Source organism: Actinacidiphila cocklensis (genome assembly GCF_907177275.1).
In the GTDB taxonomy this organism is placed as follows: Bacteria; Actinomycetota; Actinomycetes; order Streptomycetales; family Streptomycetaceae; genus Actinacidiphila; species Actinacidiphila cocklensis.
The window spans coordinates 20867-32488 of record NZ_CAJSLV010000064.1 but is presented as its reverse complement, the minus strand read 5'-3'; the positions used below and the strand labels follow the sequence as shown (position 1 = coordinate 32488).

At 72.8% G+C, this 11622-nt stretch carries 9 protein-coding genes; all 9 read left to right on the top strand.

The annotated features are described in order from the left end of the window. The first annotated feature begins 47 nt into the window (after window positions 1–47). The 9 genes from NFU81_RS22900 (at window position 48) to NFU81_RS22860 (ending at window position 11544) form a co-directional block, all read left to right on the top strand. The gene (locus NFU81_RS22900) at window positions 48–1478 is read left to right on the top strand and encodes an aminotransferase (protein WP_251492881.1); all 1431 of its coding nucleotides are present in this window, start codon (window positions 48–50) and stop codon (window positions 1476–1478) included. A gap of 34 nt (window positions 1479–1512) precedes the next feature. Then, window positions 1513–2976 (top strand): diaminopimelate decarboxylase, encoded by a 1464-nt coding sequence (locus NFU81_RS22895; protein ID WP_251492879.1) that lies wholly within the window; start codon window positions 1513–1515, stop codon window positions 2974–2976. Between the two features lie 166 nt (window positions 2977–3142). Continuing rightward, on the top strand, window positions 3143–4048 hold the full coding sequence (locus NFU81_RS22890; RefSeq protein ID WP_251492877.1) for a class I SAM-dependent methyltransferase: 906 nt from the start codon (window positions 3143–3145) through the stop codon (window positions 4046–4048). After that, a complete protein-coding gene (locus NFU81_RS22885) occupies window positions 4045–5112 on the top strand; it encodes a TauD/TfdA family dioxygenase (RefSeq protein ID WP_251492875.1) in 1068 nt (355 codons plus the stop codon). Before NFU81_RS22890 ends, NFU81_RS22885 begins: the two co-directional genes overlap by 4 nt. Window positions 5113–5171: 59 nt before the next feature. Further along, window positions 5172–6335, top strand: a complete 1164-nt coding sequence (locus NFU81_RS22880) for a phosphoserine transaminase (protein ID WP_251492873.1) — start codon at window positions 5172–5174, stop codon at window positions 6333–6335. Next, window positions 6332–7132 carry an inositol monophosphatase family protein gene (locus NFU81_RS22875; protein ID WP_251492871.1) on the top strand — a complete coding sequence of 267 codons (801 nt, stop codon included), beginning with the start codon at window positions 6332–6334 and terminating at the stop codon, window positions 7130–7132. Before NFU81_RS22880 ends, NFU81_RS22875 begins: the two co-directional genes overlap by 4 nt. A 595-nt stretch (window positions 7133–7727) precedes the next feature. Continuing rightward, window positions 7728–8915: a substrate-binding domain-containing protein gene (locus NFU81_RS22870; RefSeq protein ID WP_251492869.1), complete on the top strand. Its 1188-nt coding sequence runs from the start codon at window positions 7728–7730 to the stop codon at window positions 8913–8915. Continuing rightward, window positions 8915–10531, top strand: coding sequence for a sugar ABC transporter ATP-binding protein (locus NFU81_RS22865; protein ID WP_251492867.1), 1617 nt, complete (start codon window positions 8915–8917; stop codon window positions 10529–10531). The genes NFU81_RS22870 and NFU81_RS22865 overlap by 1 nt, the downstream gene beginning before the upstream one ends. Then, window positions 10528–11544, top strand: coding sequence for an ABC transporter permease (locus NFU81_RS22860; RefSeq protein ID WP_251492865.1), 1017 nt, complete (start codon window positions 10528–10530; stop codon window positions 11542–11544). Before NFU81_RS22865 ends, NFU81_RS22860 begins: the two co-directional genes overlap by 4 nt. Window positions 11545–11622: the final 78 nt, after the last annotated feature.

Here is an 11622-nt window from a genome sequence, read left to right as displayed (position 1 = left end):
GCCCCGGCACGGGCCTGCGGGCCGACCCGACACGACAAGGAGCGGCAGTGACCGCACAGCAGAACAGCGCACCCGCCGGGCAGGCGGGCGCGGCACCCGCGCACGGGCCGCTCCTGGCGAAGGACGCCCGCCACGCCCTGCACCCCTGGGCGGACCTGAGCACCCTGGGCAAGCAGGACGCGCTGGTCATCACCGGCGCCCAGGGCGTGGAGGTGGTCGACAGCCGGGGGCGGCGCTACATCGACGCGATCGGCGGCATGTGGTGCGTGACCGTCGGCTACGGGCGCGAGGAACTCGTCGAGGCGATGGCCGCCCAGGCGCGCAGGATGCCGTACTTCACGCCGTTCGGCGACGTCGCCAACGAGCCGGCCATCGAACTGGCCGCGCAGCTGGCCGCGTTGGCGCCGGGCGACCTGAACCGGGTGCACTTCACCACCGGCGGGTCCACCGCCGTGGACTCCGCGGTCCGCATCGCCCACCTCTACCACGCGGCCATGGGCCGGCCCGAGAAGCACCACGTGCTGTCCCGGGTCGACGCCTACCACGGCAGCACCTACCTGGCCGCCTCGCTGTCCGGCAAGGAGGCCGACCGGGTCCGCTTCCACTACGAGGACCGGTGGGTGCACCACCTGGAGAGCCCCGGTCACGACCCGGACAACTCCCCGCTGTCCGCCGACGACCGCCTCACCGGGCTGCTCGACGGGATGGAGGCGGCGATCGCCCGGATCGGCCCGGAGAACATCGCGTGCTTCGTCGCGGAACCCGTCCTGGCCTCCGGCGGGGTGCTCGTCCCGCCGCCCGGCTACCACCGGGCCACCCGCGAGCTGTGCCGGCGGCACGACATCCTCTACGTCAGCGACGAGGTGGTCACCGGCTTCGGGCGGCTCGGCCACTTCTTCGCCTCCCAGGACCGGTTCGGCATCGTGCCGGACATGATCACCACCGCCAAGGGCCTGACCTCCGGCTACCAGCCGCTGGGCGCCGTCCTGATCTCCGACCGCATCGCCGACGCGCTGGCCGGGACCGCCGACCCCGGCAAGCCGGTGTTCTCCAACGGCTTCACCTACTCGGGGCATCCGGTGGCCTGCGCTGCGGCTCTGGCCAACATCGAGCTGATGCGCCGCGAGGACATCTGCGGCCATGTCCGCGACGTCGGGCCGTACTTCATCGACCGGCTGCGCGAGCTGCGCGGTTCGCCGATCGTCCACGCGGTGCGCGGCGACCACCTGATGGCGTGCGTCGAGTGCCGCGTCCCCGGCGAGTCCGGGCCGACGCCGCGCAACATGGCGCTCGCCCAGCGGGTCGACGCGTACTGCGAGGCGGGCGGGCTGCTGGTGCGGCCCTACGAGAACCTCTGCATCATGTCGCCGCCGCTGGTCGTCGACCGGGCCGGCATCGACCGGATCGCCGGCATCATGGCCGGCGCCCTCGCCCGGGCCGAAGCGGACCTGAGGGCCGGGACCGTCGCCGCGGGCTAGCGCCGCGCACCGAATTCACCGTGGGAGGTGACGCATGGAAGCACTCCAGGACGTCCTGGACTGCCGTGGACTGACGACGGCCCTGACGGTGTTACGGGTCAAACAGGCCGCCAGCTCCGGCGCGACCGCCGACGCCCCGCTGCACGTCATGCTGGGCGAGCAGTGCCGGCGCGATGAGGTCTCGCGCGCGCTCGGCGACGTGGCCGCGCGCGTCCGCTACGTCGGCGCGCAGGACGACGCCCCCGCCGCGCAGGCCCAGCGGCCGCAGCACCCGCCGGAGGACCCCTGGTGGAAGCGCGGCGACCTGCGCTACGACCGCGGCCGGCTGCACCTGGGCGGCGTCGACATGGACCAGCTGGCCAGCCAGGTCGGCACCCCCGCCTACGTGTGCAGGGCGGGCAGGGTGCGGGAGAACATCGAGCGGCTCTCCGGGGCGATGGCCGCCGCGGGCCTCGACCACCGGATCTACTTCGCCATCAAGGCCAACAGGTCGCCCGCGCTGCTGTCCTACCTGCGCACCTCCCGGCTGTGCGGCGTCGACGTCTGCTCCACCGGCGAGTTGACGCACGCGCTGGGCTGCGGCTTCCCGCCCGAGGCGATCTCCTTCACCGGCACCTCGCTGTCCCGCCAGGACATCGAGGTGCTGTCCCGCTTCACGGGCCTGCGGGTCAACTTCGACTCGGTCTCCGCCCTGGACCGCTTCGGCCGCAGCTGTCCCGGCCGCGACGTCGGCCTGCGGATCAACCCGGCGGTCGGCGTCGGCTACCAGGGCGACGAGCGGCTGAGCTACAGCGGCGCCGCCACCACCAAGTTCGGCATCTACCGCGAGCACCTCGCGGAGGCCAAGGCGGTCGCCGAACGGTGGGGCCTGCGGGTCGTCCGCCTGCACCTGCACGCCGGCTGCGGCTACCTCGACGGCCAGCTCGACCAGCTGGAGGCGGCGCTGGACGCCGCCGACGCCTTCACCGCGGAGCTGCCCGACCTCGCCGAGGTCAACATCGGCGGCGGCCTCGGGGTCCCGCACACCCCCGCGGACGCGCCACTCGACCTGGACCGCTGGGCAGCCGCCGTCGCCCGCCGCTTCGCCGGCCGGGGCCTGACCGTGGCGGTGGAGCCGGGCGACTACCTGGTCAAGGACGCCGGCCTGCTGCTCACCACCGCCACCTACGTCGAGCGGCGCAGGGAGGTGCTCTTCGCCGGCCTCGACGCGGGCTTCAACCTCGCCGTGGAGCCCGCCTTCTACGGGATGCCCTGCGAGCCCGTCGCGGTCGCCCCGCGCTGGGAGGAGGGCACCGAGACCTACACGGTCGTCGGCAACATCAACGAGGCCCTGGACCAGTGGGCGGTGGACCACCGCATGACGCCGCTGCGCGAGGGCGACCGCGTCGCCCTCATCAACTCCGGCGGCTACGCGGCCTCGATGCGCTCCGACCACTGCCTGCGCGGCGGCGCGGGAGAGGTGCTGCTCATCGACGAGCAGCCGCCGACCCAGCCGTAGCACCCGCCCGCACCGCGCCCGGGACACCGCCGTCCCCCGTCCCACCCCGCCCACCGCGGACACCCCGCGCCCGGGACACCGCCGTCCCCGTCCCACCCCGCCCACCGCGGACACCCCACGCCCACACGGAGGAACCCCGGACATGCATCTGGTCAACGACAGACCCGTGAGAGCACCCCTGGACGTCGACACCGACGAGCCGGTGCCGAGTTACGCCTTCGACCCCACCGACCCGTGGACGCAGACCTTCCAGGCCGGCCTGGAACGCGCCGGGCTCCGCGGCCGCCGGGTCTACGAGGTCGGCGTCGGCAGCGGCGCCAACGTGCTGTTCATGCTCCGCGACTGCGCCGCCTCCCGGGTGGCCGGCAGCGACCTGGACCGCAGGCTGCCCGAGCTGGCCCGCGCCCTGCTCAGCAGGACCGCACCCGAACTCGCCGACCGCTTCCGGCCGGTGCACGGCCCGGTGAGCCTGCTCGACGTCCACGAGGCCGTCACCGAGGCGGCCGCCGCGGACGTCGTCGTGGCCTGCCTGCCCCAGGTGCCCGACCCGTTCGACCCGCTCTACGCGCGCTTCCGCACCGCCCAGCTGAAGACCGCCGCCCACCCCGGCGACCCCGGTGACGACCACGTCGCCCACTACTACCCGTGGACCGCCTTCAACGACCGCCCCTTCAACTCGATCGGCATGGGCCTGATCGAGGCGCTGCTCACCCGGCTCAAGACCGTCGCACCGCAGGCCGAGGTGGTGCTCAACCTCGGCTGCCGGATCGGCAAGGCCACCCTGGTGCAGGTCTTGCGCTCCTACGGCTACCGCACCGAGGAACTCGCCTCGCGCATCGTGCGGCAGCACGCGGGCACCGACATCTCCTTCTTCGTCGCCCTGGAGACCGCGATGCGCGGCACCGGCTACGAGCAGGACGTCCGCTGCGAGTTCTACGCCGACCCCGAGGGCCGCACGCAGCTGTCGGCCCGGCAGGCCAGGGCGCTGCTCGACACCGACCCGGCGGCGCCGGTCTACCACGAGATCTGCGTGCTGCGCGGCCACCCCCAGGCGACCGGAGGCTTACTGTGACCGTCCTGTCCGGCGCACCGCGCTTCCGCCGCGCGGAAGGCGGCGCCCCCTTCACGATCCCGGTCAGGAACCGCCCCTTCCTGGCCGGCTCCGCCCACCTCAGCTTCCCCGAGCGGATACCCGACGCCGGCGGCATGATCCCGGTGCGCGAGGCCGCAGGCCCGGTCGCCGCCGACCCGGCCGACGCGCTGCTGGCGGGCGCGGTCCGCGACGTCGTGGACGAGGAACTGCCCGCCGCCGGCGGGGTGCTGGTCCGCGGCCTGCCGCTGGCCGACAGGACCGGCTTCGAGAAGCTGGTCACCGGCCTGGGATACGAGCCGCTCGGCTACCGCGGCGGGATCGCCGTCCGCAGGAACGACTCCGGGGTCGCGCTCAAGGCGAGCGAGGAGGACCCCAGGATCACCCTCTCGCCGCACAACGAGATGGCCTACCTGCCCGACTCGCCGCGCCGGGTGTTCTTCTTCTGCGAGACCGCGGCGGCCGCGGGCGGCGAGGTCCCCGTCAACGACATCCGCCAGACCGTCGCGGCCATCCCGCCGGACATCCAGGAGGTCTTCAGGACCCGCGGGGTGCGCTACCACCGCACCCTGGCCAAGGAGTCGGGACCCGGCGCCACCGGCTGGGCCGACACCTTCGGCACGACCGACCCGCACGAGGTCGCCGACCACCTCGGGGCCTCCGGCTACGACTACGAGTGGGGCGGCGACGGCGGCGACGACGTCCTGCGCTACCACTACCGGCAGGACGCGTTCGCCGCGCACCCCGACACCGGCCAGGAGCTGTGGTTCAACCAGGTGACCGAACTGCACTGCTCCTACTGGCGGTCCCACCCGGACTTCCCCGCCGACCTGCCCGCGCACCACTACCCGGCGACCACCACCTACGGCGACGGCGGCCCCATCGAGGACGACGAGATCTCCTTCCTGCGGGGCGTGCTGTGGCGCAGCACCCGGGCGGTGCGGATGCGCCCCGGCGACCTGCTGGTGCTGGACAACCGGGTCGTCCAGCACGGCCGGATGTCCTACACCGGCAGGCGCCGGCACTACGTCAGCCTCAGCCGCTGAAGCACGGCACCGCACGCAGGCCGCCGGAGCGCGGCACCGCACGAACGGAAAGGCGACCATTGCGCGCGCGCAAGCCCCGACTCAAGCCGGAACGGCCGTGGTTCTCCTCCGGTCCGTGCGCCAAACGGCCCGGTTGGGACCCCGGCGACCTCAAGGACGCCTTCGTCGGACGGTCCCACCGCCACCCCGACGGGCGGGCACGGCTGCGGGAGGTGATCGAGCGGTCCGCGCGCGTGCTGGGGCTGCCGCCCGGCTACCGGCTCGCGGTCGTGCCCGGCTCCGACACCGGCGCGATCGAGACCGCGATGTGGAACCTGCTCGGCCACACCGGGGTGGAGGTCTGCTGCTGGGAGAACTTCGGCTACACCTGGCTGGCCGACGTCGCCGACCAGCTGCGGCTGCCGGACGTGACCGTCCACCGCGCCGGCTACGGGCAGCTGCCCGACCTGACCCGGGTCGACTTCGCGCACGACGTCGTCTTCCCCTGGAACGGCACCACGTCGGGCGTGCGCGTCCCCGACGCCGAGTGGATTCCCCGCGACCGCACCGGGCTGACCCTGTGCGACGCGACCTCCGCCGTCTTCGGGATGGAGGTCGACTTCAGCAGGCTCGACGTCGTCACCTGGTCCTGGCAGAAGGCGCTCGGGGGCGAGGGAGCGCACGGGATGCTCGCCCTGTCCCCGGCCGCCGTCGACCGGCTGGCCGAATACCGCCCCGAGCGCCCGCTGCCGAAGGTCTTCCGCATTGCCCGTGAAGGGCGGCTTTTGGACGACGTGTTCGACGGCTTCTTCATCAACTCGCCCTCCATGCTCGCCGTCGAGGACGTACTGGGCGCGCTCGACTGGTGCGAACAGGCCGGCGGGCTCCCGGAGATGCTGGCCCGCTCGCGCCGCAACCTGGAGACGGTCGCCGCGTGGGTGGCCGACCGCCCCTACGCCCGCTTCCTGGCCGCCGACCCCGCGACCGTCTCCTCGACCAGCATCTGCCTGACCTTCACCTCACCGGTGCTGGACGCGCTGCCGCCGGCCGAACGCACCCGGTTCGTGGACCGGCTGTGCGCCCGGGTGGAGGCCGAGGGCGCCGGATACGACATCGCCGGGCACCGCGAGGCGCCGCCCGGGGTGCGCATCTGGGGCGGCCCCACCGTGGACAGCGCCGACATCGCCCTGCTGCTGCCCTGGATCGACTGGGCGTTCGCCGAGACCGAGGAGGAGTACGCATGAGCGACGCAGCGCCGGACGACGTGCCCGACGCCCACACCCGCGAGATGCTGGCCTTCGCCGAACGCCTCGCCGACGAGGCCCGCAAGCTGCTCGCCGCGGCCGCGCTGGACGCGGTGCGCCCCGACGTCAAGGCCGACAACAGCTACGTCACCGCGACCGACCGCCTCATCGAGTCCCGGCTGCGCGAGCTGATCGCCGACGCCCACCCCGGACACGGCGTCCTCGGCGAGGAGTTCGGCGCGCACGGCCTGGGCGCGGACCACGTCTGGGTGCTCGACCCGCTCGACGGCACCGCGCCCTTCGTCGCCGGAATCCCCGTGTACGGAACCCTCATCGGCCTTGCCCGGCAGGGCAGTCCGTGGATCGGCGTCATGGACTACCCCGCAACCGACGACCGCTGGACCGGAGTCGACGGCGCCTTCGCCCGCCGCAACGGCGCCCCCGTACGCACCAGGCCGTGCGCGGACCTGTCGACCGCGCTCGCCACCTGCTCCAACCCGGACTTCTTCAGCGCCCCCGACCACGCCCGCCTCGCCCGGGTCCGCGGCCGCGTCCAGTACACCCTCTACGGCGCCAGCTCCTACGCGTTCGGCCTGCTGGCCGCGGGCCGCACGGACCTGGCCGTCGACAGCGGCCTCAAGCCGTACGACGTCTTCGCCCCCGCCGCCGTCATCTCCGGCGCCGGCGGCCGCACCACCCAGTGGTCCGGCGCCCCCCTCGACCTCACCACCACCGGCACCTTCCTCTCCACGGCCGACCCGTCCCTGCACCCGGAGGTCCTGGACCTCCTGCACTGAACTCCCTTACGAGCACGCCCGATTCGCGCCCCAGCCCACCCGGAGGGGCGCGAGGAGCTGCGCCTCGCCGCCGTCCGAGAGGGCCTGTCGCAGTCGTATCCGGACCACCGGGGCGCGGGTCGTCACCGACGCAAGGGGGCTGTTGCTGTCCCATCCGGATCACCCGGCCGGCGGCCGGCTGAGCCTCCGCCCCGGAGAGGCGATGCCGGACCACCGGCGGGTGGAGGGCCGTGCGGAAGGCCCGGGCCGGAGGCCGTTTTTCTTTTGCGCAACATCTTGACGGTCCCTCAGTGAACGCTAACATTCTCGGAGACGACGGAGTCCAGGGGTGCCGATGCCCCTGTGGCCCCGAATTCCACCGTGTTGCTCCTGAGCACGCACGGGCGTCAATGAGACGCGGGAGAACCCGGCGCCGCCGCAACGGCACCGAATTCTCCCGGTCGTGGTCACCGTGGGCACCCCGCCCACCGGCTGGGGCACGGGTCGCGCCGACCCGTCCACCGGCCCGGCGGGGGAACGAGAACGGCATTTCTGCGCGATCTGTATGTGAGCGCTAACAAATGGCTGCGAGGCCTTTCCGGACGGGATGTTGGTCATGGGTGCAGTGCGGAGTGGGCGGGTCGGACGAGCCGGGCTGGGGCGTCGCTGCGGCGCCGCGGCCGTCGTGCTCGCGGTGGTGGTCGGCGCGGCGGCGTGCAGCAAGAGCGGTGCGGGCTCGTCGTCGAGCGGAGGATCGGGCAGCGGCTCCGGCTCTTCCGGCGGCTCGACGTCGAACGCGCCCGCGGTGACGATCCAGGGCGACATCACCTTCAACGACGCCAACCTCGCGAAGCTGGACGCCGCGCTGAAGCAGGCGCTGGCCGGCAAGGACCTCTCGAAGCTCGACGAGGCGATGGTCGTGAACGTCGCCGTCGACTACTGGAACGCCGGAAAGATCGGCTTCAACAAGGGCCTGAAGGACCTCGGCGTCAAGGGCACCTACCAGGCCCCGGCGAACGGCCGGCTGGACCAGCAGCTGTCGATCATCCAGACGCTGCGCGGCCAGGGCATCACGGGCCTGAGCGTCTCGGCGATCGACCCGACCGCCATCAAGTCCCCGATCACGTCGGCGAACAAGGCCGGCATCCCGGTGCTGGCGATCGACTCGCCGCTGCCGAAGGAGGACGGCGCCGCCCTGTACCTGGGCACGCCGAACTACCAGGCTGGCCAGAAGGCCGGTGAGGCCATGAAGCAGGCGCTGAACGGCAAGGGCCAGGTCGTGGTCCTGGTCGGCTCGCTCACCACGTCGAACGCCGTCGAGCGCATCCAGGGCTTCGAGGACGCCCTCAAGGGCACCGACATCAAGGTCGCCCAGAAGCTCAGCGACGGGATGGACGCCGCCAAGGCGCTGACCAACGCGCAGACCGCGATCCAGACCAACCCCAACATCAACGGCCTGTACGGGGTGTACTCCTACGACGGCCCGTCCGCGGGCCAGGCCGTCCAGGCGGCCGGCAAGTCCGGCAAGGTCAAGATCATCTCGGACGACTCCGACCCGCAGACGCTGAACTTCGTCAAGTCCGGGGTCATCCAGGCCACCGTCCTGCAGCAGCCCTACCAGCAGGGGTACACCGGCGCGTACCTGCTGGCGGCGCTGAAGGTGCTCGGCAAGCAGGCCACTCTGGACCTGGTCAAGCCCTACCTGGAGTCCGACGGCACCACCATCAGCTCCGGCGTCGGCCTGGTGACGCAGGCCAACCTCACCGACTACCAGGCCAAGCTGACCGAACTCGGCATCGGCTGATGACTGCGCCGAAGAGCACGCCGGCCGGCGAGCGGACGGTCGCCACGTCCGAGATCGCCGTCTCGCTCCGCGACGTGAGCAAGGTCTACGGCCCGGTGAAAGTGCTCGACATCCCGCGACTCGACCTGGCGCGCGGTCAGATCGTGGCGGTGGTGGGCGAGAACGGCGCGGGCAAGTCCACGCTGATGGGCGTGCTCTCCGGCACCGTCACCCCCACCACCGGCACCATCGAGATCGCCGGGCAGCCGTTGCAGCCCGGCCGGCCCGACCACTCCCGCGACATGGGAGTGGCCCTGGTGGCACAGGAGTTCCCGCTGGTCGGCCAGCTGAGCGTGGCAGAGAACCTGCTGCTCGGCCGCCGCCCCCAGCGAGCCGCCGCCCGCCCGCTCGGCCGGGTGGTGGTCGATCGGGCGGGTACCCGGGCGGAGGCGAGGGCGCTGCTGGCCGAGGTCGGGGTGAACGGGGTCGACGTCGACCGCCCGGTCGGCCGGTTCCCGGTCCCCGTACGGCAGATGATCGAGATCGCCAAGGCCTGGGGCCACCGCCCCGTCGTGCTGATCCTGGATGAGCCGACGTCCTCGCTCGGCCCGGTCGAGGCCGAGCGGGTCCTGGAGCTGGCCCGCACCCATGCCGCCGCCGGGGGAGCGGTGCTCTTCATCGGGCACCGCCTCGACGAGGTGCGGTCGGTCGCCGACCGGGTGGTGGTGCTGCGCAGCGGTCACCTGGTCGCCGACCTGACACCGGCCGAGGCGAGCGAGGAGCGGATGATCCGCGAGATGGTCGGCAGCGAGCTGGCCCGCGCCGACCTCGCGCCGCCGTCCTCCGTCGAGCGCAAGGCGACGCTGAGCGTGCGCGGGCTCACCGCGGACGGCCTCGGCCCGGTCGACCTGGACGTGCACGCCGGCGAGATCGTCGGCGTGGCGGGCCTGATGGGCTCGGGCCGCAGCCGGCTGCTGCACACCGTGATGGGCGCCCAGCCGCGTACCGGCGGCCATGTCGCCTTCGAGGGCGCCGACTTCCGCCCGCGGCACCCGGCGGACTCCGTCGCGGCCGGTATCGGCCTGGTGCCGGAGGACCGCAAGGTCCAGTCGCTGCTGCCGGCGCACCCGGTGCGCTGGAACGTCACGCTCACCACCCTGCGCCGGATCAGCCGCCGCGGTGTGCTGCGGCCCCGGCGCGACAAGGAGCACGCGGCCCGCATCGTCAAGGACCTCGGGGTGCGCCTGCACAGCAACGAGCAGCCGATCAGCTCGCTGTCCGGCGGCAACCAGCAGAAGGCGGTCTTCGGCCGCTGGCTCGCAGCGGAACCCAGGCTGCTGCTGCTCGACGAGCCGACCCGCGGGGTGGACGTCGGCGCCAAGGCCGAGATCTACAGCCTGATCGACACGGCCGCGCAGGACGGCCTGGCGGTCCTGGTCGCCTCCTCCGAACTGGAGGAACTGCTCTGGATCTGCCACCGCATCGTGGTGATGGCCCGCGGCCGCGTCGTCGCGGACATCCCGCGGGAGCGGTTCGGCAAGGAAGTGATCATGACCGCGGCGGCCGGCACCCAGGCCGCCCGCGGCGGCGGTACGGAGGAAGCCGGCACGCCCGGCGAAGGGAAGGCTCGCGCATGAAGACCAGCACCGCCCCGGCACTCGCGGACCTCGGCGCCGCGGGGCAGTCGCGCACGTCACTGCTCCGGCGGCTGGCCGAGACCCCCGAAGTCGGCGTCGTCGCGGCCTGCGTGGTCGTCTTCGCCGCGCTCGCCATCGACAAGTCCACCTTCGCCAGCGCCGTCAACCTCCAGGGCATGGGCTTCGACCTGGCGCAGTACGGCCTCATCGCGATCGGCGAGTCGCTGGTGATCCTCACCGGCGGCATCGACCTGTCGGTGGGGGCGCTGCTGGGCACCAGCGTGATCCTGATGTCCTGGTTCAACGTGCGGGCGGGTCTGCCGCCGGTGCTGGCGATCCTGGTCACGCTGCTGATCGCGGGGACGGTCGGCCTCATCCACGGCCTCGCCGTCACCCGGCTGAAGATGGCGCCCTTCGTCGTCACCCTGGTGACGTACACCGTCGCGCAGGGCGTGACGCTGGCGATCACCTCGGGCACCTCGATCACCGGCATCGGCGGCCTGTTCTCCGACGTCGGCCAGCAGTACGTGGCCCAGGTCCCGCTCCCGCTGATCCTCTTCGTCATCGTCGCGCTCGTCGCCTGGTTCTTCCTTGAGCGCACCTACGCCGGGCGCCAGGTGTACGCGGTCGGCGGCAACGCGGAGGCGGCCCGGCTCGCCGGTATCCGCGGCGAGCGGCGGATCGTGTCGATGTACGTGACCAGCTCGCTGCTGTCCGCCTTCGCCGGGATCATGGTGCTGGGCCGGATGGGCGTCGGCTCGGCCAGCGGCGTCGGCGTCGGCTGGGAGCTGTCCGCGATCGCCGCTGCCGTCATCGGCGGGGTGAGCCTGGTCGGCGGGCAGGGCCGGATCATCGGCATCGTGGCCGGCACGATCCTGCTCGAACTGATCAACAACGGCCTGACCACGCTGCAGATCAACTCCAACTACACCAACATCGTGCTCGGTTGCGTCCTCGGTCTGGCGATCACCGCCGACCGGCTGCGCGCCAGAAGCGTCGCCAGACGCGGCTAGCGCCCTTCCGGCGGAACACGGCGGGTCAGCCTGCGCGCGCCCTTGGACGCAGTCCGGGCGAGCGCGGTGCCGGACGCG

Bases quoted from the DNA above. Each gene is read 5' to 3' on its own strand.
- NFU81_RS22875 (WP_251492871.1), top strand. From the start codon at position 6,332: ATGAGCGACGCAGCGCCGGACGACGTGCCCGACGCCCACACCCGCGAG.
- NFU81_RS22860 (WP_251492865.1), top strand. From the start codon at position 10,528: ATGAAGACCAGCACCGCCCCGGCACTCGCGGACCTCGGCGCCGCGGGG.
- NFU81_RS22870 (WP_251492869.1), top strand. From the start codon at position 7,728: ATGGGTGCAGTGCGGAGTGGGCGGGTCGGACGAGCCGGGCTGGGGCGT.
- NFU81_RS22895 (WP_251492879.1), top strand. From the start codon at position 1,513: ATGGAAGCACTCCAGGACGTCCTGGACTGCCGTGGACTGACGACGGCC.
- NFU81_RS22865 (WP_251492867.1), top strand. From the start codon at position 8,915: ATGACTGCGCCGAAGAGCACGCCGGCCGGCGAGCGGACGGTCGCCACG.